Genomic DNA, 25,559 nt, shown 5'->3' with positions numbered 1-25,559 from the left:
GGCGGGTCCGGGTCTGGCGGGTCGGGTCGGAGTTCGGCGGGTCGGGTCCGGGTCTGGCGGGTCGGGTCGGGGGTTCGGCGGGTCGGGTGCGGGTTCGGTCGGGTTCGGTCCGGTCCCGAAGGGCGGGTGAGGGGCTGGTCGGCGGGCGGGGCGGGCGGTTAGCGTGCGGCGATGACGACCTCGGAGCGGGGCGCCGCCGTGGTGACCGGAGCGGCCGGCGGGCTCGGCCGCTCGCTCGCCGCCGCGCTGTACGCCGACGGCTGGCGGGTGCTGGTGACAGACGTCGACGCCGAGGCGGCGGCCGTCACCGCCGCGTCGTTGGGCGGCTGGTCCCACCCCCTCGACGTACGCGACGAGGCTGCCTGCGCCGCGGTCGCCGCCGAGGCGGCCGGCGCGCCGGGTGGGCTCGGACTGTGGGTGAACAACGCCGGCATCCTGGTCACCGGCCCCTCCTGGGGGCACGACGCGCAGACCCGACGCCGGGTGGTGGAGGTCAACGCGCTCGGCGCGATGAACGGCACACTGGCCGCGCTCGCGGTCATGCGGGAACAGGGCCACGGGCACGTGCTCAACGTGGTGTCGCTGGCCGGGCTGATCGCGGCACCCGGGGAGACCGTCTACGCCGCAAGCAAGCATGCCCTGCTGGCGTTCAGCCTCGGCACCCTGAGCGACCTGCGGATGGCGGGCGTCCGGGGCGTACACGTGTCGTGCCTGTGCCCGGACGGGATCTGGACGCCGATGCTGCACGACAAGCTCGACGACCCCGGTGCGCTCGCCTCCTTCACCGGGTCGTTGCTGACGCCGGAGCGGGTGGCCGCGCGGGCGGTACGGCTGGCCCGCCGGCCCCGACCGGTGGTCAGCCTGCCGCGCTGGCGTGGCGCGCAGGTGCGGCTGCTCGACGCGTACCCCCGGCTCGCCCTGGCCCTGACCCCGGTGGTGCGGGCCGCCGGCCGGGCCGGGCAGCGCCGGCAGGCGCGCCGGGTCCGGGCGGATCCGAGCCCACCTCGCTTGTAACGTTGCCGGCGTGACTCATCTCGACCGCTGCGACGAGGCCGGCCGGCGCTGGTTGACCGAGGCCATCGCCACGGTCGAGGCGGACGCCAACCGCTCCGCCGACACCCACCTGCTGCCCTTCCCGCTGCCCCGGGCGTGGGGGATCGATCTCTATCTCAAGGACGAGTCGGTGCACCCGACCGGTTCGCTCAAGCACCGGCTGGCCCGCTCGCTGTTCCTCTACGGGCTGTGCAACGGCTGGATCGGCCGTGACACCACTGTCGTCGAGGCGTCCTCCGGGTCGACCGCGGTCTCCGAGGCATACTTCGCGCGCATGCTCGGGCTGCCGTTCATCGCGGTCATGCCCGCCTCCACCTCCCCGGAGAAGATCGCCCAGATCGAGTTCCAGGGCGGGCGCTGCCACCTGGTCGAGGACCCGGCCAAGGTGGTGATCGAGGCGCGCTGGCTGGCCGAGGACACCGGCGGTCACTACATGGACCAGTTCACCTACGCCGAGCGGGCCACCGACTGGCGGGGCAACAACAACATCGCCGAGTCGATCTACGCCCAGCTCGCGCTGGAACGGCACCCGATTCCCGCCTGGATCGTGGTGGGCGCCGGCACCGGCGGCACCAGCGCCACCATCGGCCGGTACGCCCGCTACCGCCGGCTGCCCACCAAGCTGTGCGTGGTGGACCCGGAGAACTCCGCGTTCTATCCGGCCTGGCGGGCCGGTGACTGGTCGCTGCGCACCGGCCGCGGCTCCCGGATCGAGGGCATCGGGCGGCCCGGCGTCGAGCCGTCCTTCCTACCAAGCGTGGTGGACCGGATGGTCCAGGTGCCGGACGCCGCGTCGCTGGCCGCGATGCGGTCGGGCTCGGCCGTGCTCGGCCGTCGGGTGGGCGGCTCCACCGGCACCAACCTGTGGGGCGCGTTCGCGCTGATCGCGGAGATGCTCGCCGCCGGCCGGACCGGCTCGGTGGTCACGCTGATCTGCGACCGGGGCGACCGCTACGGCGACACCTACTACGACGACGGGTGGGTGGCCGCGCAGGGTCTCGACCTCGCCCCGTACCTGGCCGTCGTCGACAGGTTCCGGACCGACGGCTCCTGGCCGGCCTGACGCGCGGAGCGTGGCTGGCCTGATCGACGGTGTCCGCCCGGTCGGAGCGGGCGGCGACGCGGTCACGACCGAAGGTCCGGCGGATACCCGACCCCGGCCCAGTCCTGCGCCCGCTCCCACAGCTGATCGGCGAGCGCCGGGTCGTTCGCGGGTGCGACGACCCGGTCGAGGTGCACGCGGTCGTCCCACCGCCGGTTGCGCGGACCGATGAAGACGCCGCCGTGCGCCGCCGGGTCGGTCGCCGCGAACAGCAGCGGAATCGCCGCGCGTTCGGCCGGGCGGCCGATCAGGGCGTTGAGGACCGCCATCGTCGCGCGTAGGGCGGGCTGGCCGACGTCGGAGTTCAAGGCGGTCCGCGCCAGGCCGGGATGCGCGACCAGGCTCCGGACCGGACGCCCGGCGCGTCGCAACCGCCGGTCGAGTTCCAGGCCGAAGAGCAGGTTTGCGAGCTTGGACGCCACGTACGCCCGCGAGGGAGAGTAGGACCGCTCGGCGGCCAGGTCGTCGAGGGGCAGTTCCACCGGGAAGTGCCGGTAGAGGTTGGACCCCACGTGGACCACGCGCCCACCGTCCCGGATCAGGTCGAGCAGCCGGCCGGTCAGGGCGAAGTGTCCGAGGAAGTTGGTCGCGAACTGCATCTCGATGCCCTGCGGGCTGAGTCGGCGACCCTGGTGGCCGCCGATACCCGCGTTGTTGACCAGCAGGTCGACGACCCGGCCGTCCCGGTGCAGGCCGGCGGCGAACGCGCCGACCGAGTCCAGGTCGGCGAGGTCGACCCGCCGCGCTTCCAGACCGGGTGCGACCCGGGTCGCCTTGGCCGGATCCCGCACCCCCGCGATCACGTCCGCGCCGTGCGCCGCGAGCTGCTGGGCGACGACCAGGCCGAGTCCGCTGGTCGCGCCGGTCACCACCGCCGTGCGGCCGGTCAGGTCCGGGATGTCGTCGAACGTCCAGCGTATGGCCATGGCCCCTCCTCAAGGGATCTTTCATCCGATCGGATTTAATATCCGCTGGTGATGAGCGTAGCAAAGAACGGATGAGTTATCCTCTCGGCATGTCGACGCATACCACTGGACGGCTGCGGGCCGATTCCGCGCGGGTCCGGGAGCGGATGCTCACCGTCGCCCGGGACCGGCTTCGTGACGGCGACCGGGACCTGCCGTTGAACGCGATCGCCAAGGCCGCTGGCGTGGGCGTCGGCACCGCCTACCGGCACTTCCCCACCCGTCAGGCGCTGATCGAGGCGCTCGCGGCGGAGAATCTCACCCGACTGGCGGCGGACGCGCGGGCGAGCGCCGACGACACCGATCCCGCCGCCGGTTTCCAGCGGCTCGTGGCGACCGGGCTGCGGTTGCTACGAGCCGATCCGGCGCTGGCGGAGGTGCTGGCCACCGGCGACGACCTCACCGGCGACTCGGTCGCGCCGTCCGCCGAGTTCCACGACGCGCTCGGCCGCGTCCTGAAACGGGCGCGGCAGGCGGGCACCGTCCGGTCCGACATCACCGCTGACGACCTGCGCAACCTGATGTGCGGGGTGCAACACGCGGCGGCGGTCAGTGCGGACGATGTCGTCGATCGATACCTCGACGTCCTGTTCCGCGGCCTACGCGCCTGACCTGCGATCAGCGTTGGTCGGCCCGCTCGGCCAGCCCCGGGTAGCGCACCACGAAGCCGTCCGGGTCGACCTCCAGGTCGGTGGTGAACGTGCCACTGGCGTACCGGACCCGGCCCGGACCGAGCGAGGTGTAGACCTGCTCGGCCGGCACCACGGCCAGGCCGGGCAGCAGCACCCAGGCGACCGTCACGCTCGTGGCGAGGTCGGCGGGGAGCCGACCCAGCCCGATCCGCCGGATCGGCAGCGTGTTGGTCAGCGGGGAACCGCCCAGGTCGACGTCGAGCGCGTCGGCCAGCCGGTCCGGGTCGTCCGTACCCGGCAGGCCCGCCAGCGGCTGCCCGGCCGCGCGCAGCGCCGCGTCCAGGTCGCCTTCCTCACCGGTGCGCACGCGCCACCCGTCCCGCCCCCGCTCCAGGCGCACGCTCCGCGCCCAGCCGGCGCCGTCCGCGTCGACCTCAAGCCGGGTGGTCGACCAGTCCCGCCCGATCGTCAGGCGGTAGCGGCAGGTGTAGGGGATCGGATCCACGGCCAGCGCCACACCCTGCGCCGTCAACCCCTGGTGGTCGTCGAGCACCACGTGCTCCGAGCCGGCGGTGTCGGTCCGGGTCCAGAAGAGCGACTTCGGCATGGACCGGACGTTACGCGACCCGGCCGGCACCGGCAGCGGATGCGCGAACGCCGCCGCCGAGCGCATGCTCGACGGCGGCGTTTCGCTTCGCGGTCTCCCGACCGCCCAGATCAGTGGGTACGCGCCGGCGGGCGCCCGCCGAAACCGCGCCGCTCGTCGCGCGGCCGGTCGTCCCGGCCCCGCCCCTCGGCGCGGAACCCGCCCCGACGCTCGGCCGGCCGGAAGTCACCCCGGTCGCCGAAGCGGCGTTCGGTGTGGCTGTCCCGGTCGCCGAAGCGCCGCTCGCCCTGCGGGCGGTCGTCGTGGCGGCGCTCACCGAAGCTGCGCCCGCCGGTGGGCCGGCCGTCGTGCCGCCGGTCGCCGCGGGCCTGCTGGTCGCCGAAGCCGCGTGCGCCCCGGTCGAAGCCACGCGCGCCCCGGTCGCCGTAACCGCGGCCACCACGGTCGTGGCCGCGTCCGTCCCGGTCGCCGTAGCCGCGCCCGCCGCGGCGGGGCTCCGGTTCCTCGCGGACCGGCACACCGCTGGGCTCGCGCGCACCGGTCAGCTCGGCCAGCGCCTCGTCGCCGGCACGCACCCGCGCCTGGGCCGGCTCGACGCCCGCCTTCTCCAGCATGGCGAGCGTGGTCCGGCGTTGCTTCGGCAGGACCAGGGTCGCCACCGCGCCGGACTCGCCGGCCCGGGCGGTGCGGCCGGCCCGGTGCAGGTAGTCCTTCGGGTCCTTCGGCGGGTCCACGTGCAGCACGAGCGAAACCCCGTCGACGTGGATGCCCCGGGCCGCCACGTCGGTGGCGACGAGCACGTTCATCCGACCCTCGCGGAACTCGGCGAGCGTCTTGGTGCGCATCCGCTGGGTCTTGCCGCCGTGTAGGCCGCCGGCCCGTACGCCGACCGCGCTGAGCTGCTCGACCAGCCGGTCGACGCCGAGCTGCGTACGGGCGAAGACCATGGTGCGGCCGTCCCGGGCGGCGATGGACGCGGTGACCGCGAACTTGTCGTGCGGCGGGATCAGCAGCATGTGATGGTCCATGGTGGACACGGCGGCGGTCGCCGGCGCGGTCGAGTGGGTGACCGGGTCGGTCATGAACCGCTTGACAAGCGTGTCGACGTCGTTGTCCAGAGTGGCTGAGAAGAGCAGCCGCTGGGCGTCCGCGGGCGTCTTCGCCAGCAACTCGGTGACCTCGGGCAGGAAGCCCATGTCGGCCATCTGGTCGGCCTCGTCGAGCACCGTGACCTCGACGTCGTCGAGCCGGCAGACGCCACGCGCGATCAGGTCGCCGAGCCGCCCCGGCGTGGCCACCACGATCTCCACGCCGCGCCGCAGCGCGTCGATCTGCCGGTCGTACGGCACGCCGCCGACCGCGGTCTTCAGGAAGATGCCGATCGACTTGCCGAGCGGCACCAGCGCGTCGTTGACCTGCATGGCCAGCTCGCGGGTGGGAACGAGGATCAGGGCGCGGGGGTGCAGCGAACGGGCCCGGTTGCGCTCGGCGAGCCGGGCGATCACCGGCAGGCCGAAGGCGAGCGTCTTGCCCGAGCCGGTCTGACCCCGGCCGAGCACGTCACGGCCGGCGAGCGCGTCCGGGACGGTGGCCCGCTGGATCTCGAACGGGGTGGTGATGCCCTGGCGGGCGAGCGCCTCGACCAGTCGCCGGGGCAGGCCCAGCGAGGCGAAGTCGGGGGCGTCGGTCGCCGGTTCGACGGCCGGGTCGATGGACGGGGACGTGCCGGAGGCAGCGAAGGTGGTCAAGAAATGCCTTTCGAGCGAGCGGGGGCGCATCTTCGCGATGGCCCGCCGCGGCACCGTCACGCCGCCGAATCGCCCGCAAGATCGCCCATGGGCGCGCGCAGTCGGCGCGCCGGGTCAGTGATCCCGACAAGTGTACGGCGATCCGCCGACACGGCCACCGCAGCGCGCGGCGGTAGTGGGCGGGCTCACCCCGTCAGCCGCCGGTCAGCCCGCTCAACGCGTCGTTGGCCAGGAAGACCACGAGCAGACTGATCGCGATCAACGCGGCCAGCGCCACGGCCAGCACAATGATGACCTTGGTGTTGCTGGCCCGGGTGGTCGGTGTGTCCTCCGACCACCCCTGGGCGAGGATGTGCCCGGTCAGCGAACCGGAGTTCTCCGACGGGTTGCCCTGCGGGAACGAGATCGTGGCGAAGCCTGGTCCCTCGGTGCCGCCGTACGCGGTTCCGGCGAGGTCCTGAGCGTCCGGCTGCGGGCGTACCGGACGGGCCGCCGAGGCGTCCCGGGCGGGAGCGGCCGGCGGCGGCCAGGTCGGCAGCGCCGGCGCCGGCACCACCGGCGGCGCGGGCGCGGCGGGCGGGGGTGTGGTCGACGTGTACGTGGCGACCCAGCTCGGCTGTGTTCCGGAGGGCGACCCGGGCACGCCGGCCATCGCCGGCGGCGGCGGAAACGGCGGCGCGGGCATCGGCCCGGGAGGCGGCGGCGCCGGAGGCACCAGCGGCCCCGGCGGCGGTACGGGCGGCCCGGGCACCGGCGGGACCGGAGCGGGCGGATTCGGCGTCGGCGTCGGCGGCCCGGGTGGATTCGGCGTCGGCGTGGGCACCGGCGGGCTCGGCGTCGGCGGTCCGGGCGTGGGGCGCAGCGGCGGCTCCGGCTCGGGGGGAGCCGGCGACGGGGGCGTCGGACCCGGGACCGGGGTCGGCGCCGGCTCGGGCTCCGGGCCGTGCGGCGTCGGCGGCTGCGCGGGCTCCGGCGGCTGGGCGGGCTCCGGTGGCTCCGGACTGACCGGGCCGGCCCGGTAGATCTTCGCGGCGGCGGGAGCGGCTGCCACCGAGGCGGCGACCTCCTCGGCGGACACCCGGCTCAGGCCGGGCACCGAGGCGCTGGCCCGGGCCGGTGGGGTCTCCGCATCGGTGCGCGGCGTGGGCACCCGGACGGAACCGGAGACCCGGGCCGCCGCGGCGGAGTCACCGCCGGGCGTACCCGCGGCGAAGTCACCACCGGCCGTACCCGCGGCGGAGTCGCCGGGTGCGGGCACCGGGCTTTCGGCGTCGCCGGGCCCCGAGGAGTCGGCGTCGCCGGGAGTGGGCGAGGGGTTGTCGGCGTCGCCGGAGGCGGCGGGGCTGTCGGTGAAGCCGAGGGCGACGGCCGGTCTGTCGGTGTCGCCGAGTGCGGACGCCGCAGCCTCGGCGGACGACGCCGATGCGGACGCGGACGTCGGGGCGGCGGGGACCGGTGGTTCGGGGTCGGCCGTGGTCTGGCTCGACGCGGATGCCGGGTGACCGGCATCACCGTCGCCGGGTGGCGTCACGGTGGCCGGGCGCTCGGCCACCGCGAAGGCGGACCAACTGGCGGGCGGAACGGTCGCACCGGGACGGCGCCGGTCCAGCGGCGGCGCGCTCGCCGCCGGAGCACCAGCCCGATAGGTGGTGGCGGTGGCCGGCGGACCGGGGTGTTCCCCGGCGGACGGCGGCGGCACCGCCGAGCCGGCCACGCTCACCCGCGCCCGCGCGACGGCCACCGGTGCCGGCTGCTCGTCGGCGTCACCGGCGGGGTCGGGCGTGGGTCCCGGGTGGACCGTCTCCGCCGGAACCTCGTGCTCGCCCATCTCGCCCTCCGCACCCACGCTCGCCCCCGACCGTGCCGTCGGCCGGAAGTGCCTGGATCTCACCGTGCCACATTCCGGCCCGGGAGCACAGCCGGAGCGGACGGTTCGGTCAGCCGGCGCTGCTCGGGCTCGCGGAGTGGCTGCCTGCGGCGCTGCTGGTCGGCTTCGCGGCGCTCTGGGTCGGCTTGGCGGCGCTGCTGGTCGGCTTGGCGGCGCTGCTCGACGGCGCGGCGGCGCTCTCGGTCGGCTTCGCCGAGCTGGTGGTCGGCGCGGCGCTGGCGGTGCGGCTCGGCGTCGGGCTCGGCGTGTCGGACGGGCTCGGCGTCGGGGTCGGCGTGGTGCTCGTCGACGGGGTGGGCGACGGGCTCGACGTGGTCGGCGTCGGCTTCGGGGTGCCCGAGGGCTTCGGCGTCGCGGTCTTCGTCGGCTTCGGCGTCGGCGTCGGCTTGGGGGTCGGCTTGGGCTTCGGCGGGTTGGTCGGCACCGTCGGAGCCGGCACCGGCGTGGCCGGGGCCGGGATGGCACCGACCACCCGGGTCGCGGCGTAGAGCCGGGACCAGCGGACCACGGAGATCTTCACGACGTCGCCGGTCCGCGGCGCCTCGACCATCTTGCCGTTGCCGATGTACATCGCCACGTGGTGGATGCTGGTCCAGCTGCTGTTCGAGGCGAAGAAGAGCAGGTCGCCCGGGAGTAGCGCGTTGGGGCTGACGGTGCGGGAGCGGGTCGCGAAGTACTGGTCGCGGGAAACCCGCGGCAGGCCCCGGTAACCGGCCGACCGGTAGGAGGCGAGCATCAGGCCCGAGCAGTCGAACCGGTCCGGGCCTTCCGCCGCCCAGAGGTAGGGATCGCCCAGCTGGGCGAGGGCGTAGCGTACGGCGTCGAGCGCCTGCGGATCGGCGACCAGGCCGTTGATGCTCTGGTTGACGACGTACGGGTTACCGAGCCGCTGCTCGGCGGCGTCCTCCCGGCGCTCGATGTCGAGCAGCATCGCGGCGTTGTCCCGGCGCAGCTTGAGCAGCGCGGCTTCCTGCTTGTGCAGATCCGTCTCGACGCGGGTGAACTCCGCGGTCTTCTCGGTGACCCGCCGCTGCACCGAGGCGTGCGCCTCGCGGGCGACCCGCTCGTCGGTGGTGGCGCGGAGCAGCTCACCGGTCACCGACGTGGTGGCCCGCTCGGCCTTGTCGCCCCGGGTGATCCGTTGCAGGTCGGCGAACTCGCGCAGGCTGGAGCCGAAATTGCCGGTCGGCAGCGCGGCATCGGCCTTGACCGCGTCGGTGGCGGCGCTCTCGGCGTTCCCCCGGGCTCGGGCGAGCGCGTCCTGGGCGTCCTTGAGCCGGCCGGCGGCGACGACCAGCTCGGCCTGGGCCGCGTCCCGCTCGCCCTTGATCCGGAGAAGGTCGTCGCCGAGCTGCGCGACCCGGCCGTCGACCTGGTTGATCTGCGCGATCAGCGGCCCGTCGGCCGGGTTCACGGCGCCGGCCGTGGCAGCCGGCAGGCCCGGCACGGCACCGGCGCCGGGGACGGTGGCGCCGGGGAGGCCCGGGACGGTGCCGGGACGGCCGGCGACGGCGCCCGGCGCCGTGGGCAGTTGAAGGGTGCCGGTGACCTGCGGCCGGGAGCCCGTGCTGGGCACGGTGTCGGGCAGCGGATCGGCCCAGGCGGGTGTGGCGAGCGCCGCGGCCGCGACCGCCCCGAGCAGGGCGGACCAGAGCGCCGGGCGGAGTACCGGTGAGATCACCGGGACCCGTCGCCGTCGCCGTCGGGCCTTGGTGCTGTCGACCATTCCGCTCCCCGTCCGGTCTGATGCGCGCCACGCGTCGTGGGCGTGATGGGACAGGACGGCACTGGTGGTGTGTTCCGCCCCACCTTTGTCTTACCTCACCGACGCAGCGATGTCGATGTGCGGAGGGTGATGAACGGTGAACTGCGTCGCTGCGGCCGACCGCGTCGGCGGTCGGCCCGAACCGCGACGTACGCTCGATCCGAACCCAGGTGGAAGGACGTGGCTGTCGGATGGACGCCGGACTCAAGCGCGAGCTCGAAGCGAAGGTCTACGCGGGGGAGCGGCTGACCCGCGAAGACGGCATCGCCCTCTATGACAGTGACGACCTGACCTGGTTGGGCCGGCTGGCCCACCACAGGCGTACCGAGTTGAACGGCGATCGGGTGATGTTCAACGTCAACCGGCACCTCAACCTGACGAACGTCTGCTCCGCGTCGTGCGCCTACTGCTCGTTCCAGCGCAAGCCGGGTGAGAAGGACGCCTACACGATGCGAATCGACGAGGCGGTCCGCAAGGCCAAGGAGATGGAGGACGAGCAGCTCACCGAGCTGCACATCGTCAACGGCCTGCACCCGACGCTGCCCTGGCGCTACTACCCGAAGGTGCTGCGCGAGCTGAAGGCCGCGCTGCCCAAGGTCAACCTCAAGGCGTTCACCGCGACCGAGGTGCAGTGGTTCGAGAAGATCAGTGGGCTCACCGCCGACGAGATCCTCGACGAGCTGATGGACGCCGGGCTGGAGTCGCTGACCGGCGGCGGCGCGGAGATCTTCGACTGGGAGGTCCGCCAGCACATCGTCGACCACGCCTGCCACTGGGAGGACTGGTCACGCATCCACCGGCTGGCCCACTCGAAGGGCATGAAGACGCCGTCGACCATGCTCTACGGCCACATCGAGGAGCCCCGGCACCGGGTCGACCACGTGCTGCGGCTGCGCGAGCTGCAGGACGAGACCGGCGGTTTCCAGGTCTTCATCCCGCTGCGCTACCAGCACGACTTCGTCGACTCGGCGGACGGCAAGGTCCGCAACCGGATCCAGGCGCGCACCACGATGGCCTCGCCGGCCGAGTCGCTCAAGACGTTCGCGGTCTCCCGGCTGCTGTTCGACAACGTCCCGCACGTGAAGTGTTTCTGGGTCATGCACGGGCTCTCGGTGGCCCAGCTCTCGCTGAACTTCGGCGTGGACGACCTGGACGGCTCGGTCGTGGAATACAAGATCACTCACGACGCCGACTCGTACGGCACGCCGAACACCATGCACCGGGACGACCTGCTCCACCTGATCTGGGACGCCGGCTTCCGCCCGGTGGAGCGAAACACCCGCTACGACACCGTCCGCGAGTACGATGCCGCGCCGTCGATGGCCGAGCGTCGCTCCGAGCCGCAGCAGGTCTGGGCCTGACCCGGCGATGAGCACCGACGAGCAGCAGCGCGCATTTCCCCGGCGCGACGCCGAGGGGCGCGTCCTCACCCTCGGTGACCTGCTCGGCGTGACGCTCGCCGGCCTGGTGATCGGGGTGCTGGCGCTGCTGCTCTTCGAGTGGGCGTTCGCCGCCGTGGGCGCCGGCGGGTTCGGGCGTACCAACGGCTGGCTGGCGGTGATCCTGCCGCTCTGGTTGTTCTGGGACGACTTCCGGGCCTGGGAGTTCGGGGCCGCCCGGGTGGTGGCCGCGCTGGTCGGGATCGCGGTCGGCGTCCTCGCCGGCCTGTTGGCGGCCGGGCTGGCCGCGGGGCTGCCGGCGCTGTTCACCGGCGCGCTGGCCGCGGCGGTGTTCACCGTGGTCTACGCGGTCATCTGGTTTCATGGCGTGCACTGGCTGGCCCGGCGGACGGGCTGAGGCGCGGAGAGAGTGGGAATGCTGGCATGAGCGCGGCCGTCAAGTACACGCTGGGCCGGATCGGGCTGTTCGTCGCCGTGCTGGCGGCCCTCTGGTTCATCGACATGAACGTCTTCCTCCGGCTGATGCTGGCGCTCGTGTTCTCCGCCGCGCTGTCGTTCTTCCTGCTCAAGGGATGGCGGGACGAGATGGCCGGGGAGATGGCGGAGGCGTCGGAGCGTCGCCGCACGGAGAAGGACCGGCTGCGGTCCGCGCTCGCCGGCGACGACCAGCCCACCGAGCCCCCGAACTAGCCGCACGGTGGTGAGAAGGGGCCCCTTCTCTACGCCAGGCGTTGAGCGGGGCCCCTCCTTTCACATGTGGGGCCAGGGGCGGGTGGTGGGCTTGATCAGGTAGGCAATGCCGCCGGAGCCGGAGGCCACCGTGCCGTTGGCGCGATAGCGCTTGGTGCGCAGCCAGATCTGCTCGAACTGCTCGCGCTTGTAGACGTTGCGGACCGCCTCGTTCGACGACGACGCGGGGTCGTTGACGATGACGTCACCGTCGGCGGTGAAGCCGACGATCACGAACAGGTGCCCGGAGGTGCCGTAGTTGGCGCCGTCCAGCTCGCTGGCGAGGAACGACTGCGAGGTGACCACCGGGATGCCCGCCTTGACGTACCGCTCCGCCTCGTCAAGCGAGTGCAGCCGGGTGACCCGTGCCTCCAGGCCGGGGAAGCCGGCCGCGTACGCGGTGTTGAACGGCCAGTTGCCGGCACCCTCGTACTCGTAGTCGTAGGTCATCCGGGCGGCGTGGTCGACGGTCGGGTCGGCGTAGGCCGGGTCGACCCAGGCGGTGTCCGCGGCCGAGGGCCTGCGCCCCCAGTACTCGACCACCATCTCGGTGGAGGTGGGGGAGCACCATGCCTCGCCGCCGCCGTCGTACTGCGGGTACTCGCCGACGTGGACGTTCTGCGAGTAGCGGGGCACGGCCAGCTCGGTGCCCCAGGCGATGCCGCCCCGGCTCGGCGTGACGGTGAACCGGTCCGGCACGTTCGAGGCCATCGCGCCGAGCATCCGGACCCGCGGCGCGGCGGCCTGGCCGGGCGCGCGGTAGAGCGTCAGCCGGAGTTGGTACGACCGCAGCAGCACCCCGGCCGCGGCGTCGTCGATGGCGAACGTGTCGGTCCAGATGCTCGACCACGGGTCGCCCTGGCCGTCGAGCGTGGACCGTTTGATGTCCTGGTCGCCGGAGGCCCAGCGGCCCATGACGTACCACGGGGTGTGTTCCCCGGTGGTGTAGGTGCCGTGCAGCTCGACCTGGATCCAGGTGCCGGCCGGGGTGCTGGCGTTCCACGACGCGACCAGCTCGGTGGCGTCGAACCCGATCCGCCGCTCGGGGGAGGTCCAGGTGGCGTACTCCCAGGTGCGGGTGGTCCCGGTGTGCTCGTCGGTGAACTCGGTGGTGCCGGCGGCGCGGCCGATGGTCAGCGCGGGGTCCCGGCCCGGTAGGGCGCGGGTGCCCCGGTGCGAGCCGCTCCGCCAGTCGGGATAGCGGGAGAACTCCTGGAAGGTGATCTGCTCGTCGTGGGTGACGCCCGGTCGGTGGCCGTGCGCGTGGGCGGGTGCGGTGGTGCCGAGGAGGGTGAGCGCGGTCAGGCCGGCGAGGGCGACCGTACGCAGGGGTCTTCCGAACATGGCAGCTCCACTCCGGAGGCGGCATCGTCGCCGTTCACTGTCGCGCCTGGCGGGAAGTTTCGCCAGATGTTCGGCCATGGAAAATCATTGCCGATGCGAGGACCCGGTCGGGATGGACCTAGATAGAGATGAATGTTGATATGACCATGTAACTGCTGGTGGAGTGTGCGGACAACGGGATCTCCCGTACCCCGAGGAGGTTGTCGATGGCCCTCCATGCGCTCCCGCTCCGCCGCCGGCTGGCGCTCGCCGCCGCCGTCGGCCTGACCCTCGTCACCGCCGCCGCCGGGCCGGCCGCCGCCCGCCCCGCCCCGGAGCGGCCCGGTGAGCAGCCGGCCGCCGTCGCCTACCGGGTGCTCGGCCCGCGGACCGTCGCCGACCGCACCGCGGTCGCCCGCACCGGCGCCGCGATCGACTACTCCGAACACGGTGTGCTGCACGTCACGGCCACCACCGCCGAGGCCGCCGCGATCACCCGGCTCGGCTTCCGGCTGGAGAAGGACGTCACCCCGGCGCCGGCCGGCGGCGCCACCACGTACGCCTTCCCGCCCGCCGACTCGAACTACCACGACTACGCCGAGTTGACCACGGTGGTGAACCAGGTCGTCGCCGACCACCCGAGCATCGCCCGCAAGCTCAGCATCGGCACGTCCTACCAGGGCCGGGACCTGATGGCCGTGAAGATCTCCGACAACGTCGGCACCGACGAGAACGAACCGGAGATCCTGTTCAACGCGCAGCAGCACGCCCGCGAGCACCTGACCGTCGAGATGGCGATCTACCTGCTCAACCTCTTCACCGACAACTACGGCAGCGACTCCCGGATCACCAACATCGTCAACTCCCGGGAGATCTGGATCGTGCCCACGGTCAACCCCGACGGCAGCGAGTACGACATCGCCACCGGCTCCTACCGCTCGTGGCGCAAGAACCGCCAACCCAACAGCGGCTCCTCGTACGTCGGCACCGACCTGAACCGCAACTGGGGCTACCAGTGGGGCTGCTGCGGCGGCTCGTCCAGCGCGAAGTCGTCGGAGACCTACCGCGGCCCGTCCGCCTTCTCCGCCCCGGAGACCACCGCGCTGCGCAACTTCGTCAACAGCCGGGTCGTCGGCGGGGTGCAGCAGATCAAAGCGAACATCGACTTCCACACCTATTCCCAGCTGGTGCTCTGGCCGTACGGCTACACCTACAGCAACACCGCCACCGGGATGACCGCCGACCAGTACAACACCTTCGCCACCATCGGCCAGCAGATGGCGGCGACGAACAACTACACCCCGGAACAGTCGAGCGACCTCTACATCGCCGACGGCACCAGCATCGACTGGATGTGGGGCGCCCACAAGATCTGGGCGTACACCTTCGAGATGTACCCCGGCTCGGCCTCCGGCGGCGGCTTCTACCCGCCCGACGAGGTGATCCCGGCGCAGACCTCCCGCAACCGGGAGGCCGTGCTGATGCTGTCCGAGTACGCGGACTGCCCGTACCGGGCGATCGGCAAGCAGAGCCAGTACTGCTGACCTCACCACCTGTGGTGGGGACCCCGGTTCCACCCCCGCCGGGGTCCCCACCCACCCCCTCCCGTCCGGGCGATCTCCGCTGGTCATGCGCTACCGTGGCACCGACCGTGCCACAGCGAAGCCGGTGCGAAACCGGCGCTGTCCCGCAACTGTGATGCCCCGTACGCGCGGCGTCGGCCTTTTCCGCCGACGCCGACGGACGTGGGACGAGCCAGGTCGCCTGCGGCCCGGTCGCGACACGCGCTCTCGAGGAAGGGCGCCTCGCGGACGGGCCTTTCCACCTGTCGGCGAAGCACCACGCTCCTCGACCGACAGGAGGACCATGACCCGACGTACCCCTCGGCTCTTCGCCGCCGCGCTCGCGGCCGGCGCGGTGCTGCTCGCCGGCTGTGCCGAGAAGACCTCGACCGACACCCCCGCCACCGGCGCCTCGGGCGGCGCCTTCCCGGTCAGCGTGGGCAACCTGACGCTGGAGAAGCGACCGGAGAAGATCGTCTCGCTGTCGCCGACCTCGACCGAGATGCTCTTCGCCATCGGCGCCGGCAAGCAGGTCACCGCCGTCGACGACCAGTCGAACCACCCGGCCGAGGCGCCGAAGAGCGACCTCTCCGGCTACCAGCCGAACGCCGAGGCGATCGCCGCGAAGAGCCCCGACCTGGTGGTGCTCGCCAACGACACCAACAAGATCGTCAGCCAGCTCGTCGCGCTGAAGATCCCGGTCCTGCTCGCCCCGGCCGCGACCACGCTCGACGACACCTACCGGCAGCTCACCGACCTGGGCAAGCTCACCGGCCACCCGGCCGAGGCGGACGCCGTGACGCGGAAGATGAAGGACGACATCACGGCGCTCACCAAGGACCTGCCCAAACGCGCCGAGAAGCTGACCTACTACCACGAGCTGGGCCCGGAGCTGTACAGCGCGACGAGCAAGACCTTCATCGGCACCATCTACGCGCTCGCCGGGCTGGAGAACATCGCCGACCCGGCCGACGCGGGCGGCAAGAGCGGCGGCTACCCGCAGCTCTCCCAGGAGTTCATCGTCAAGGCCAACCCGGACTTCGTCTTCCTGGCCGACACCAAGTGCTGCCAGCAGAGCGCGGACACGGTCAAGGCGCGCAGCGGCTGGGGCGGCGTCATCGCGGTGAAGAACAACCAGATCGTGGCGCTCGACGACGACATCGCCTCCCGCTGGGGCCCGCGCGTCGTCGACCTGCTCCGGACGATCGTCGACGCCACCGCCAAGGTCCCGGCCTGACCGTGGCCGTACGACAGGTGGACCCCGTGCCGGCCGGGACGCCCGATGGGCCCCGGCCGGCCGGTCGGCTTCCCCGCCCTCGTCGCGCAGCCCGGGCCGACACCCCGGCCCGACCGGCCGGGCTGCGCCGACGATGGCTGCTCGCCGGCCTGGTGGCGGTGCTCGTCGCGCTGGTGGCCGGCGTGTCGTTCGGCCCGGTCAGCCTGCCGCCCGGCAGCGTCGCCGCCGAACTGCTCAACCTGCTGCCCGGGGTGCACCTGGACAGCGGGCTCACCGAGCGGGAGATCGCCATCGTCACCGAGCTGCGGCTGCCCCGGGTCGTGCTCGGCCTGCTCGTCGGCGCGCTGCTCGCCCTGGCCGGCGGCTGCTACCAGGGTGTCTTCCGCAACCCGCTGGCCGACCCGTACCTGCTCGGGGTGGCCGCGGGGGCCGGGTTCGCGGTCACCGTGGCGATCGTGCTCGGCGCCGGGGCCGGCGGGGCGCTCACCGGGCTGCCGGTCACCATCCCGCTCGCCGCGTTCGTCGGCTCGCTCGGCGCGGTCGCGATGACGTACCTGCTCGGCGCCGCCGGCGGGCGGGACCGCTCCCCGGCCGTACTGATCCTGGCCGGGGTGGCGGTCTCGGCGTTCTTCTCCGCCGGGCAGACCTACCTGCTGCAACAGCACTCCGACAACATCCAGCAGGTCTACTCCTGGCTGCTCGGCCGGCTGGCCACCGCCGGGTGGCACGACGTGTGGCTGGTCCTGCCCTACTTCGTGTTCACCGCCGTGGTGGTGCTGGCGCACCGGCGCGAGCTGGACGTGCTCTCGGTCGGCGACGACGAGGCCACCAGCCTCGGGCTGCATCCGCAGCGCTCCCGCTACCTGCTGATCGTCGCCGCCTCGCTGGGTACCGCCGCCGCGGTCTCCGCGTCCGGCCTGATCGGCTTCGTCGGCATCATCGTGCCGCACACCGTACGACTGCTCGCCGGCTCCAGCCACCGGGTGATCCTGCCGCTGTCGATGCTCTTCGGCGGCGCGTTCCTGGCGTTGACCGACGTGATCGCCCGGACCGCCGCCGCGCCGGCCGAGATCCCGATCGGCGTGGTCACCGCCCTGCTCGGCGGCCCGTTCTTCGTCCTGATCCTGCGTACCTCCCGCCGGGTCGGCCAGTGAGCGCGGCGCTTGAGGTTCGGGACCTGCGGATCGAGCTGGGTGGCACCCCGGTCCTGGCCGGCATCGACCTGACCGTCGCGGTCGGCGAGTGGGTCACCGTCATCGGGCCCAACGGCGCCGGCAAGTCGACCCTGCTGCGCGCCGTCGGCGGCCTGCTGCCCGCGCCGGACGCCGTCACCCTCTTCGGTACGCCGATCCGCGCGCTGCGCCGCCGCGACCGGGCCCGGGTGGTGGCCACCGTGACGCAGTCCCCGGTGGTGCCGGCCGGCATGGCGGTCTTCGACTACGTCCTGCTGGGGCGCACCCCCTACATGCCGCCGCTGGGTCGGGAGTCCGCCGCCGACCTGGCCGCCGTGCACGAGGTGCTGGACCGGCTCGACCTGGGCGGGTTCGGCCGCCGCGAGCTGGCCACGCTCTCCGGCGGGGAGCGGCAGCGGGTGTTCCTGGCCCGGGCGCTGGCCCAGGGCGCCACCCTGCTGCTGCTCGACGAGCCGACGAGCGCGCTTGACATCGGGCACCAGCAGGAGGTGCTGGAGCTGGTCGACCAGCTCCGCCGCGAGCACGACCTGACCGTGCTCGCCACCATGCACGACCTCTCCATCGCCGGCGAGTACGCCGACCGCCTGGTGCTGCTCGCCGACGGCCGGGTGGCCGCCGACGGCCCGCCGTCGGAGGTGCTCACCGAGCAGCTACTGGCCCGCCACTACCGCGCCCACGTCCGGGTGATCCCCGGCCCCCACGGCCCCCACGTGGTTCCGCTCCGCGTGAAAGGCGGGGGCCCCGCTTAACGCATTCGGTAGAGGCGGGGGCCCCGCTTAACACCCACGTGTTAAGCGGGGCCCCCGCCTAACAAGCGGGCAGGGCGGGTGGGCGGGGCGGGGGTGGGTGGTCAGCGGAGGGTGGAGATGGAGAAAAGTGCGCCCTGGGGGTCCCGCAGGGCGGCGGCGCGCCCGGCCGGATTGTCCCGGGGCGGGACGAGGATGGTGCCGCCCAGCTCGGCGGCCCGAGCCGCGGTCGCGTCGGTGTCCTCCACCGCGAAGTAGACCGTCCAGTACGCCGGCAGGTCCGCGGGCAGGGGCTCGGCCGGCGGCAGCATGCCGGCGACGATGCGGGCGCCGCAACGCCACCCGACGTAGGGGATCGGCCCGGCCGTTCGCTCCTCGGCGTGCCAGCCGAAGACCAGCGCGTAGAACTCCCTGGCCCCTTCCGGGTCGGGGGTGACCAGCTCGTTCCAGCACATCGCGCCGGGCGCGTTGAACAGCTCCGCGCCGCGCATCGCCATCGGTTGCCAGACGCTGAACACCGCGCCGGCCGGGTCGGCGAGCACCGCCATCCGACCCTGCCCGCTGACGTCGAACGGCGACACCAGCACCTGCCCGCCGGCGGCCTCCACCCGGGTGGCGACCAGGTCGGTGTCGTCGGTCGCCACGTACGTCGACCAGATCGGCACCTGGTCCGGCGTGGCCGGCGGGCCCGCACCGGCGACGGCCTTACCGTCCTTCAGGAACACGGTGTAGCCCTCCGCGTCCGGCACGGTGGAGATCCGCCCGGTCCAGCCGAACAGCTTCGGATAGAACTGTCTCGCGTCCTCCAGGCCGGGCGTGGCCAGGTCGGTCCAGCAGGGTGTGCCGGGCTCGACGCCGTTCACGGTGACCCCTCTCGCCAGGAGCGGTCCCGCTGGCCCGCCCTGCCGGCATCGTGGCACCGCCGGCTCGGCCGCCGGGCCGGAACCGGACAAAAGGTCGGCTGAAGGTGGGTCCGACCGGCGACCGCGGCGACCATGGGCACCCGGCCGCGGCGGCCCGGGCCAGGATCATGGACCCTGCCCACGTCACCCGCACCGCCCCCTGTGGAGGGGGTGCATCCCCTAGTCTGGGGGCGCCGTCGACGGCGGTGATGTTGTCCGACCGGACACTGGGGAGGGTCCGTGACCAGTCCGAGCAGGGATCTCGACGTCCAGCCGGAGGCGTTGACGGCGTTCGCCGCCGCCTCCCGGGACCGGGCCACCCGGTTCCGCGAGCTGCACCGGGGGTTCCGCGACGGGCACGTGTCCCGGCACTCCTTCGGTGTGATGCCCGCGTCGTTCAGCCTCGCCGCCGCGTACGCGGAGCAGTTCGAGGCGTGCCTCCAGGGGCTGGAGGAGGGCGCCGAGGTGATGGCTGACATCGCCGAGGGGCTGACCGACACCGCCGACGCCTACACCGGCACGGACGTGGCGACCACCGACATGTTCACGCCGGGCGCCTGAGGGGGCACCGATGAGCACCGAGGCGCTTCAGCGCAACAAGACCTACTTCGAGCAGATCGTGTCGGGCACGCCCGACCCGTTCAAGCCGCTCTCCAACGCCGTGTTGTGGCCGTTCGAGCAGTTGCTGGAGCTGGTTGCCGGTGAGCCGGACGACCTGATGCAGGCCGCCCAGCTCGCGCTGACCACAGGCGAGGCCGTGCGGCAGATCGCCGGCGACCAGGTCGCCGACCGGGCCCGGCTGCGTGGCGCCTGGGACGGCGACGCGGCGGAGAAGTTCCACGCCTCGATGGAGTCCGTCGAGGAGGCGGTCGAGGAACTGGCCAAGGGGCTGGACGGCACCAAGGAGGTGCTCGTCGACGCCGCGAACGCGGCGGTGGAGGCGTTCAACCTGCTGGTCGAGCTGATCCTGGAGTTCCTGCTCTGGTTCCTGACCGAGGTGATCATCGCGGCGGTGGCGGCGGCGCTCAGCGCCGGCGTGACGCTCGCCGCGACGGTGGTGCGGGTGCTGGCGCGGCTGGCCACCACGGTCGGCCGCATGGTCAAGATCGTGGCCCGGTTCGCGGAGATCCTCACCAAGCTGGTCACCAAGCTGGAGAAGGTCGCCGAGTTGCTCACCCGCTACCGCAAGCTGGTGATGGAGCTGCGTAAGGCCAAGAAGGCGTACAAGGCGTGGAACAAGTCCGGCTACACGAAGGAGGCGTTCGCGTTCAAGATGAAACGCGCCGCCATCCTGTTCCCGGGCAAGTTCGCCATCAACCAGGCGTCCCCGGTGAACATCCCGGGCATCGGCGGGGCCCTGCTCGACACCGGGGTGGGCCTGCACGACGTCGCCGACGGCCACAAGGATCGCAACTATCTGGTGGACGGCACCTACCGCGAGGACCTGGGCCCGTACACCAAGGGCGTGCAGAACGTGTTCGACTCGATCGTGAACTGAGAGGCAGCCATGACGTTCCCGGCCCTGGACCGGATCGAGGCGCTGGCCCGCAACCTGGACGGGTGGCAGCGTGAGCTCGGCGCGCGGATGGCCGAGCTGGAGCAGAGCAGCGCCACCGGCGCGAGCGACTCCGGCCTGGTCACGGTCGTGGCCGCCGCCGATGGCAAGATCCTCTCCACCGACATCAACGCGCGGGCGATGCGGTTCGACTCCTACACGCTGGCCGAGGAGTTCACCGCCGCGGCGAACCGGGCGCAGGAGGCCGCCGCCGCCCGCGTGCGGGAGATCGTCGGCGAGGTGATGGGCGGCGCCCCGGCCGCGGAGCGCCGCGCCGACGACGGCTACGGCCACGACCGATACTGAGCCGATGGACGAGACCAGATACCGCGAGGCGATCGGCCGGCTCGTCGAGCCGGGTGAGCGCGTGCTGGCCCAGGCCAAGGCGGACGTCGGCGGCGGTCTCACCCCGCCACCGCCGCCCGAGCCGTCGTCGACCGCCGCGCCGGGCCGGCGGACCGTCGGATCGGTGCTGCTCAACGTGCTCCTGCCGGTTGCCACCTGGGACCGCGGCGACCGCCTGGTCGACCTGGTCGGCTGGGGGATCGCCGGCCGTGGCGCGCCCGGTTCGGCCGCGTCCCGGCTGCACCGGGCGCTCAACCCGCCCCGGCCGGCCGGCGCGGTCCGGGAGACGCTGTTGGCAGCCACCGACCGGCGGCTGCTGGTCTGCCGCACCGGCCCGGTCAAGCTCCTCGCCGGGCGTGACGACGAGGAACGGGCGCTGGCCGAGACCGAGGTGGTCTGGTCGGCGGCGCGCACCGAGGTGACCTCGGCCCGGGTGGGCTGGCACCGGCTCAACCCCAAGCGCCTGCGGTTCGACTTCGCCGACGGCTCCTGGCTCGCCTTCACCGTCCCGATCGCCGAGCCGGGCACCCCGCTGCGGGCGATCGCCGCCGCTCTCGCCGGCTGAGCGGCGTCGGTTCGCCGTGCCTGAGGGGGCGTCGACCGCCCGGGCGTCGACGCCGGCGGGTCAGCCGGCCAGCGGCGCGGGCAGCGGCTCCCGGTGCAGCACCGCCAGCCCGGAGACCGCCCGGGTCAGCGCCACGTAGAGGCGGTTCAGGCCACGCGGCTCGGCGGCCACGATCGCGGCCGGCTCGACGACCACCACATGGTCGTACTCCAGGCCCTTGACCAGCGTCGCCGGGACCACCGTGACGCGCGCCGCGGTCTCGACGTCGTCGGCGGTCGCGGTCTCGACGCCCGCCGCGGCGAGGGCCGCGCGGAGCCGGTCCACCGCGTCGTCGGCCGCGATCACACCGACCGAGCCGTCGTGCGCCAGCGCCGCCCGCACCTCGGCCACCGTCGCGGCCGTCAGGTCCTCGGCGGTACGCACACCGAGCGCGCCGTCGTGGCGAAGTGACCGGGCCGGGGGTACGTCGACGGCGAGCATGGGCAGCAGCCGGTTGGCGAACGTCACCACGGCGGCGGGCACCCGGAAGCCGACGCTCAGCGGCACCACCGCGGCGTCCGGCTTGCCCAGGTGAGCGAGGGACTCCCGCCAGTCGGTGGCGGCCCAGGGTGCGGTGCCCTGGGCCAGGTCGCCGAGGAGCGTGATCGAGCCGTGCTCGCTGCGGCGGGCGATGGCCCGGCACTGCATCGGGGAGAGGTCCTGCGCCTCGTCGACGACCACGTGGCCGAACCCGGCGGGCCGTTCCAGCAGCCCGGCCGCCTCGTCGAGGAGCACCGCGTCGGCGGCGGTCCATCGGGTGGCCTTCGCGGTGCGCCCGACCTTGCCGGCACGGAACAGCTCCTGCTCCTCGGTGGTGAGCAGCCCGTCGGCGGCGGCGGCGAGCGCCTCGGCGTCGGTGCGCAGCCGGTGCAGCAGGCCGTCCGGGGTGAGCGCCGGCCAGACCGCGTCGAGCAGGTCGGTGACCGGTTTGCTGCGGCTCATCCGGCGCAGCCAGGCGTCCGAGGGCGACTCGGCCCGGCGGGCCTCGGCCTGGCGTTGCAGCAGCCCGACCAGCCGGGCCCGGACCCGCTCCCGGCCGGTGGCGTACGGCAGGCCCTCCGCGCGGGTCTCGGTGACCAGGCGGTGCAGCGGGTCGAGCCCGATCCGCCAGCGGAACGAGCCGTCCGACACCATGATCGGCTCGGTCGGCGTACCGATGTGGGCCTCGACGGCGCGGCGTAGCACCTCGGCCATCCGGATGTCGTGCTTGAGCGCGGCGGCGGCCGGCTCGTCGACCGCGCGGACCGGAACCCGGGCCACCAGGTCTTCGACGGTGGCCTGCTCGACCTCCACCTCGCCGAGCGCGGGCAGCACGGCCGCGATGTAGGACAGGAACGCCCGGTTCGGCCCGACGATCAGCACGCCGGAGCGGCGCAGCCGCTCCCGGTGCAGGTAGAGCAGGTACGCGGCGCGGTGCAGCCCGACCGCCGTCTTGCCGGTGCCCGGCGCGCCCTGGACGCAGATCGAGTCGGCCAGGTCGGCGCGGACCAACTCGTCCTGCTCGGGTTGGATGGTGGCGACGATGTCCCGCATCGGGCCGACGCGGGGGCGCTCGATCTCGGCGGTGAGGATCCGGCTGGCCGTGCCGAGTTCCTCGCCCCGGTCGAGGTGCTCGTCCTCGAAGCTGGTGAGGACGCCGTTGTGGAACCCGAACCGGCGGCGCACCGCGACGCCCTGCGGGTCGCGGGCGCTGGCCCGGTAGAACGACCGGGAGACCGGGGCGCGCCAGTCCAGCACCAGCGGCTCGCCCCGCTCGTCGGTGACGTGTCGCCGGCCGACGTGGTAGTCCCGCCCGGCGTGGTCCGGGTCGTCCGGCCCGAAGTCCAGCCGGCCGAAGAAGAGCGGGGTGGTCGGGTCGTCAGCCAGTTCCTTGACCCGCCGGGCCATGTGCCGGCCGAGCTGCTCGGCGGTGTACGCGTCGCCGGCCACCTTGTCGCCGGTGGCGAAGAGCGACTCGGCGCGCTCCCGCATCCGGCGCAGCGCGGCGCGGGAGGTGTCCAGGTGGGCGCGCTCGGTGGCGAGTTCGGCGTCGAGGGTGGTGGTGTCGCTCTGCGTTGCGGGCACGGTGAACTCCCAGGCTCAACATGATGCTCGCTCGCGTGTCCGGGGCGGTTGGCCTGCTCCCGGCGCGGGGACGTCCGCTGCGGTGCATGCTCACCGCGGCCGTCGGGCGGTCAACCACTATACGGAGGCGCCGATCGGCGCCGCCACCGAATTGGCGGTGTGGCCTGAGCCGCCACGGCGCTGCCGCGGGTGTCCGTCGCCCGCCGACGCGGGATCATGGGGGCATGACCGAGGCGCGTTCCGAACAGCACCGGGTGACGATCACCGATCCGCAGGTGATGCGGGCGTTGGCCCATCCGGCGCGGATGGCGATCGTGGAACATCTCAGCGCGTTGGAGGGCGGTGCGACCGCCACCGAGTGCGCCGAGATCGCCGGCCTCTCGCCGAGCGCCACCAGCTACCACCTGCGCGAGCTGGCGAAGTTCGGTCTGGTGCGGCAGGCGGCGGGTCGGGGTGACGCGCGGGAGCGGGTGTGGGAGGCGGTGAACCCGTCGTACTCCGTCGAGGCGGGGCCGGACGCCGACCCGGAGACGCACGCCGCCGAGGCGGCGCTGGTGGAGGCGCACCTGGTCCGGGACGCGCAGCGGGTCCGGGACTGGCTGCGCCGCGTGCCCGACGAGCCGCCCGAGTGGTACGAGGCGTTCTGGTTCAGTGACAGCGTGCTGCTGCTGACCGCCGAGGAGTTGGCCGAGCTGAACGAGGCGGTCCGGGCGCTGACGTCGCCGTACCGGCAGCGGAACCGTACCGACCCGCCGGCCGGGGCGCGGAAGGTGGCGGTGCAGTACCGGGCGATGCCGATCGACTGAGCGGGGCTTGCGTGCCCAGGTGTGAAGGATTATTTTCGAAGTATGTCCTTCACACCTGGGTCGTCGCGTTGGTCGGACGTCTGGCTCGCCACCACCGCCCGGGGCGTCTCCAGCTGCGGCGACTTCCTCGCCGCCACCGCTCTGACCCTCGCGCTCCAGTCCGCCGGGGCCGGTGGGCTCGCCGTCTCCGGGCTGCTGCTCGCCGCGACGCTGCCCCTGGTCGCGCTCGCCCCGCTCACCGGTCGCCTCGCCGACCGGGTGGACAGCCGCGTCCTGCTGGTCACCGCCGGCCTCGTTCAGGCCGGGATCTGCGTGGCCCTGGCGTACGCGAAGGATCCGGTCCTGGTCGTCGCGCTCGTGGCGCTGCTCGCGACCGGCCTCGCGGTCACCCAGCCGGTGCTCGCCGCGCTGGTGCCGGTGATGGTCCGCGCCGCGGACCTGCCCCGGGCCGGTGCGCTCAACCAGACCGCCGGCACCCTGGGCGCGCTCGCCGGGCCCGCGCTGGCCGGGCTGCTCGTCGGGCAGTTCGGCACCCGGGTGCCGCTGCTCGTGGACGCGGTCAGCTACCTGGCGTTGGTGGTGGCCGCGCTGCTCATCCGTACCCGCCGGGGTGGCCGTGGGGTGGCGGCCGACGTCGCCGGGGCGGCCACGCCCGGGTGGCGGCTGCGGCGCGACCCGCTGCTGTTGGTCATGGTCGGCAGCGTGGCCGCGGTGGTCGGCGCGGTCGGGGCGATCAACGTGATCGAGGTCTTCTTCATCCGGGAGACCCTGGACAGCTCCACCACCGTGTACGGCCTGGTCACCGGCTCCTGGACGCTCGGCATCGTGCTCGGCGCCTGGCTGTTCGCCCGGGTCGCCCGCCGGCTCGCCGACGACGGCGCGCTGCTCGGGGCCGGGCTGGTGCTGCTCGGCGGCTGCTGCCTGGCGGTGCTCGCCTCGGCGGCGGTGCCGTCGGCGTGGCTGCTGGTGCCGATCTGGCTGCTGGGTGGCGTGGGCAACGGCGGCAACAACGTCTTCGACCAGTTGCTGCTTGCCCGTCGGGTGCCGGAGGTAGCCCGGGGGCGGGCGTTCGCGGCCTTCGGCGCGGCGGTGCAGGGTGCCGGGATGGGCGGCTACCTGGTCGGCGGACTGCTGCTGGAGGTGGCCGACCCCCGGTCGCTTGTCGCCGCTTGCGGGGTGGTCGGCCTGCTGGTGGTGGTGGCGCTGGCCTGGCCGGTCCGCCGCGCGGTACGCGCCGAGCGCGCCGCCGCCACCCCCGCGCCGCACCCCGCCGCGCCGTCCGCGGTGGGGGTGGGCGGTTAAGCGGGGCCCCTTCCTCTACCGAATGCGTTAA

Annotated in this window: 23 protein-coding genes, 1 pseudogene and 1 riboswitch; of the genes and pseudogenes, 16 read left to right on the top strand and 8 right to left on the bottom strand. The window is 73.5% G+C overall.

Annotated elements, in window-relative coordinates:
- The first annotated feature begins 171 nt into the window (after positions 1-171).
- Both O7602_RS27385 and O7602_RS27380 read left to right on the top strand, forming a co-directional pair.
- Entirely contained in the window at positions 172-1,014 is an 843-nt protein-coding gene (locus O7602_RS27385) for an SDR family oxidoreductase (RefSeq protein ID WP_281585479.1), read from the top strand.
- Between the two features lie 10 nt (positions 1,015-1,024).
- Positions 1,025-2,116 (top strand): PLP-dependent cysteine synthase family protein, encoded by a 1,092-nt coding sequence (locus tag O7602_RS27380; protein ID WP_281585478.1) that lies wholly within the window; start codon positions 1,025-1,027, stop codon positions 2,114-2,116.
- Between the two features lie 62 nt (positions 2,117-2,178).
- On the opposite strand, the gene O7602_RS27375 is transcribed toward O7602_RS27380, so the two are convergent.
- On the bottom strand, positions 2,179-3,081 hold the full coding sequence (locus tag O7602_RS27375; RefSeq protein ID WP_281585477.1) for an SDR family NAD(P)-dependent oxidoreductase: 903 nt from the start codon (positions 3,079-3,081) through the stop codon (positions 2,179-2,181).
- Between the two features lie 89 nt (positions 3,082-3,170).
- On the opposite strand from O7602_RS27375, the gene O7602_RS27370 reads away from it, so the two are divergent.
- Positions 3,171-3,731 (top strand): TetR/AcrR family transcriptional regulator, encoded by a 561-nt coding sequence (locus O7602_RS27370; protein ID WP_281585476.1) that lies wholly within the window; start codon positions 3,171-3,173, stop codon positions 3,729-3,731.
- 7 nt (positions 3,732-3,738) lie between these two features.
- Here the strand turns inward: O7602_RS27370 and O7602_RS27365 are convergent, their stop codons facing one another.
- The 4 genes from O7602_RS27365 to O7602_RS27350 all read right to left on the bottom strand — a co-directional run bounded on the left by O7602_RS27365 (position 3,739) and on the right by O7602_RS27350 (position 9,721).
- The gene (locus O7602_RS27365; protein WP_281585475.1) at positions 3,739-4,359 is read right to left on the bottom strand and encodes a putative glycolipid-binding domain-containing protein; all 621 of its coding nucleotides are present in this window, start codon (positions 4,357-4,359) and stop codon (positions 3,739-3,741) included.
- A gap of 110 nt (positions 4,360-4,469) precedes the next feature.
- Positions 4,470-6,107, bottom strand: coding sequence for a DEAD/DEAH box helicase (locus O7602_RS27360; protein ID WP_281585474.1), 1,638 nt, complete (start codon positions 6,105-6,107; stop codon positions 4,470-4,472).
- Between the two features lie 193 nt (positions 6,108-6,300).
- The gene (locus O7602_RS27355) at positions 6,301-7,935 is read right to left on the bottom strand and encodes a hypothetical protein (protein ID WP_281585473.1); all 1,635 of its coding nucleotides are present in this window, start codon (positions 7,933-7,935) and stop codon (positions 6,301-6,303) included.
- A gap of 109 nt (positions 7,936-8,044) precedes the next feature.
- Positions 8,045-9,721 (bottom strand): C40 family peptidase, encoded by a 1,677-nt coding sequence (locus tag O7602_RS27350; protein WP_281585472.1) that lies wholly within the window; start codon positions 9,719-9,721, stop codon positions 8,045-8,047.
- A gap of 230 nt (positions 9,722-9,951) precedes the next feature.
- Between O7602_RS27350 and mqnE the strand changes: the two genes are divergently transcribed.
- From mqnE to O7602_RS27335, 3 genes are read left to right on the top strand one after another with little or no spacing between them, the layout of a single operon-like run.
- The gene (gene mqnE, locus O7602_RS27345) at positions 9,952-11,121 is read left to right on the top strand and encodes an aminofutalosine synthase MqnE (RefSeq protein WP_281585471.1); all 1,170 of its coding nucleotides are present in this window, start codon (positions 9,952-9,954) and stop codon (positions 11,119-11,121) included.
- A 7-nt stretch (positions 11,122-11,128) separates the two neighbouring features.
- A complete protein-coding gene (locus O7602_RS27340) occupies positions 11,129-11,557 on the top strand; it encodes a hypothetical protein (protein WP_281585470.1) in 429 nt (142 codons plus the stop codon).
- A gap of 26 nt (positions 11,558-11,583) precedes the next feature.
- Positions 11,584-11,850 carry a DUF4229 domain-containing protein gene (locus O7602_RS27335; protein ID WP_281585469.1) on the top strand — a complete coding sequence of 89 codons (267 nt, stop codon included), beginning with the start codon at positions 11,584-11,586 and terminating at the stop codon, positions 11,848-11,850.
- A gap of 60 nt (positions 11,851-11,910) precedes the next feature.
- Here O7602_RS27335 and O7602_RS27330 read toward each other — a convergent pair whose 3' ends face one another.
- Positions 11,911-13,233 (bottom strand): C39 family peptidase, encoded by a 1,323-nt coding sequence (locus O7602_RS27330; protein ID WP_281585468.1) that lies wholly within the window; start codon positions 13,231-13,233, stop codon positions 11,911-11,913.
- A 206-nt stretch (positions 13,234-13,439) separates the two neighbouring features.
- On the opposite strand from O7602_RS27330, the pseudogene O7602_RS27325 reads away from it, so the two are divergent.
- From O7602_RS27325 to O7602_RS27310, 4 genes and pseudogenes are all read left to right on the top strand, one after another.
- Positions 13,440-14,753: pseudogene (locus O7602_RS27325) on the top strand (M14 family metallopeptidase); the annotation flags it as partial.
- A 123-nt stretch (positions 14,754-14,876) separates the two neighbouring features.
- A riboswitch (cobalamin riboswitch) is annotated at positions 14,877-14,972 on the top strand.
- A gap of 106 nt (positions 14,973-15,078) precedes the next feature.
- Positions 15,079-16,011, top strand: a complete 933-nt coding sequence (locus tag O7602_RS27320; protein WP_281585467.1) for an ABC transporter substrate-binding protein — start codon at positions 15,079-15,081, stop codon at positions 16,009-16,011.
- Between the two features lie 122 nt (positions 16,012-16,133).
- A complete protein-coding gene (locus O7602_RS27315; protein WP_281590566.1) occupies positions 16,134-17,165 on the top strand; it encodes an iron ABC transporter permease in 1,032 nt (343 codons plus the stop codon).
- Entirely contained in the window at positions 17,162-17,953 is a 792-nt protein-coding gene (locus O7602_RS27310) for an ABC transporter ATP-binding protein (RefSeq protein ID WP_281585466.1), read from the top strand. The genes O7602_RS27315 and O7602_RS27310 overlap by 4 nt, the downstream gene beginning before the upstream one ends.
- Positions 17,954-18,054: 101 nt before the next feature.
- On the opposite strand, the gene O7602_RS27305 is transcribed toward O7602_RS27310, so the two are convergent.
- On the bottom strand, positions 18,055-18,813 hold the full coding sequence (locus O7602_RS27305) for a VOC family protein (RefSeq protein ID WP_281585465.1): 759 nt from the start codon (positions 18,811-18,813) through the stop codon (positions 18,055-18,057).
- Between the two features lie 279 nt (positions 18,814-19,092).
- Here O7602_RS27305 and O7602_RS27300 point away from each other — a divergent pair, with 279 nt between their 5' ends.
- The 4 genes from O7602_RS27300 to O7602_RS27285 are packed head-to-tail and all read left to right on the top strand — an operon-like array spanning position 19,093 to position 21,317.
- The gene (locus O7602_RS27300; RefSeq protein WP_281585464.1) at positions 19,093-19,413 is read left to right on the top strand and encodes a type VII secretion target; all 321 of its coding nucleotides are present in this window, start codon (positions 19,093-19,095) and stop codon (positions 19,411-19,413) included.
- A 10-nt stretch (positions 19,414-19,423) separates the two neighbouring features.
- Positions 19,424-20,350 carry a WXG100 family type VII secretion target gene (locus tag O7602_RS27295; RefSeq protein ID WP_281585463.1) on the top strand — a complete coding sequence of 309 codons (927 nt, stop codon included), beginning with the start codon at positions 19,424-19,426 and terminating at the stop codon, positions 20,348-20,350.
- 9 nt (positions 20,351-20,359) lie between these two features.
- Positions 20,360-20,713 (top strand): YbaB/EbfC family nucleoid-associated protein, encoded by a 354-nt coding sequence (locus O7602_RS27290; RefSeq protein ID WP_281585462.1) that lies wholly within the window; start codon positions 20,360-20,362, stop codon positions 20,711-20,713.
- 4 nt (positions 20,714-20,717) lie between these two features.
- Positions 20,718-21,317 carry a hypothetical protein gene (locus O7602_RS27285; protein ID WP_281585461.1) on the top strand — a complete coding sequence of 200 codons (600 nt, stop codon included), beginning with the start codon at positions 20,718-20,720 and terminating at the stop codon, positions 21,315-21,317.
- 60 nt (positions 21,318-21,377) lie between these two features.
- On the opposite strand, the gene O7602_RS27280 is transcribed toward O7602_RS27285, so the two are convergent.
- Positions 21,378-23,420: an ATP-binding domain-containing protein gene (locus tag O7602_RS27280; protein WP_281585460.1), complete on the bottom strand. Its 2,043-nt coding sequence runs from the start codon at positions 23,418-23,420 to the stop codon at positions 21,378-21,380.
- 224 nt (positions 23,421-23,644) lie between these two features.
- Between O7602_RS27280 and O7602_RS27275 the strand changes: the two genes are divergently transcribed.
- Both O7602_RS27275 and O7602_RS27270 read left to right on the top strand, forming a co-directional pair.
- Entirely contained in the window at positions 23,645-24,226 is a 582-nt protein-coding gene (locus O7602_RS27275; protein WP_281585459.1) for a metalloregulator ArsR/SmtB family transcription factor, read from the top strand.
- A 42-nt stretch (positions 24,227-24,268) separates the two neighbouring features.
- Entirely contained in the window at positions 24,269-25,528 is a 1,260-nt protein-coding gene (locus tag O7602_RS27270) for an MFS transporter (protein WP_281585458.1), read from the top strand.
- Positions 25,529-25,559 lie beyond the last annotated feature (31 nt).

Origin of the sequence: Micromonospora sp. WMMD1128, assembly GCF_027497235.1 — a bacterium.
Lineage (GTDB): Bacteria > Actinomycetota > Actinomycetes > Mycobacteriales > Micromonosporaceae > Micromonospora.
Note: the sequence above shows the minus strand (reverse complement) of the source record. Positions and strands in the feature narration are given on the sequence as shown.

What these genes read in the sequence shown, in the direction of transcription:
- O7602_RS27385 (WP_281585479.1), top strand. Translation starts at nt 172, where the DNA reads ATGACGACCTCGGAGCGGGGCGCCGCCGTGGTGACCGGAGCGGCCGGC.
- O7602_RS27375 (WP_281585477.1), bottom strand. Translation starts at nt 3,081, where the DNA reads ATGGCCATACGCTGGACGTTCGACGACATCCCGGACCTGACCGGCCGC.
- O7602_RS27370 (WP_281585476.1), top strand. Translation starts at nt 3,171, where the DNA reads ATGTCGACGCATACCACTGGACGGCTGCGGGCCGATTCCGCGCGGGTC.
- O7602_RS27365 (WP_281585475.1), bottom strand. Translation starts at nt 4,359, where the DNA reads ATGCCGAAGTCGCTCTTCTGGACCCGGACCGACACCGCCGGCTCGGAG.
- O7602_RS27355 (WP_281585473.1), bottom strand. Translation starts at nt 7,935, where the DNA reads ATGGGCGAGCACGAGGTTCCGGCGGAGACGGTCCACCCGGGACCCACG.
- O7602_RS27350 (WP_281585472.1), bottom strand. Translation starts at nt 9,721, where the DNA reads ATGGTCGACAGCACCAAGGCCCGACGGCGACGGCGACGGGTCCCGGTG.
- mqnE (WP_281585471.1), top strand. Translation starts at nt 9,952, where the DNA reads ATGGACGCCGGACTCAAGCGCGAGCTCGAAGCGAAGGTCTACGCGGGG.
- O7602_RS27340 (WP_281585470.1), top strand. Translation starts at nt 11,129, where the DNA reads ATGAGCACCGACGAGCAGCAGCGCGCATTTCCCCGGCGCGACGCCGAG.
- O7602_RS27335 (WP_281585469.1), top strand. Translation starts at nt 11,584, where the DNA reads ATGAGCGCGGCCGTCAAGTACACGCTGGGCCGGATCGGGCTGTTCGTC.
- O7602_RS27330 (WP_281585468.1), bottom strand. Translation starts at nt 13,233, where the DNA reads ATGTTCGGAAGACCCCTGCGTACGGTCGCCCTCGCCGGCCTGACCGCG.
- O7602_RS27320 (WP_281585467.1), top strand. Translation starts at nt 15,079, where the DNA reads ATGACCCGACGTACCCCTCGGCTCTTCGCCGCCGCGCTCGCGGCCGGC.
- O7602_RS27295 (WP_281585463.1), top strand. Translation starts at nt 19,424, where the DNA reads ATGAGCACCGAGGCGCTTCAGCGCAACAAGACCTACTTCGAGCAGATC.
- O7602_RS27290 (WP_281585462.1), top strand. Translation starts at nt 20,360, where the DNA reads ATGACGTTCCCGGCCCTGGACCGGATCGAGGCGCTGGCCCGCAACCTG.
- O7602_RS27285 (WP_281585461.1), top strand. Translation starts at nt 20,718, where the DNA reads ATGGACGAGACCAGATACCGCGAGGCGATCGGCCGGCTCGTCGAGCCG.
- O7602_RS27275 (WP_281585459.1), top strand. Translation starts at nt 23,645, where the DNA reads ATGACCGAGGCGCGTTCCGAACAGCACCGGGTGACGATCACCGATCCG.
- O7602_RS27270 (WP_281585458.1), top strand. Translation starts at nt 24,269, where the DNA reads ATGTCCTTCACACCTGGGTCGTCGCGTTGGTCGGACGTCTGGCTCGCC.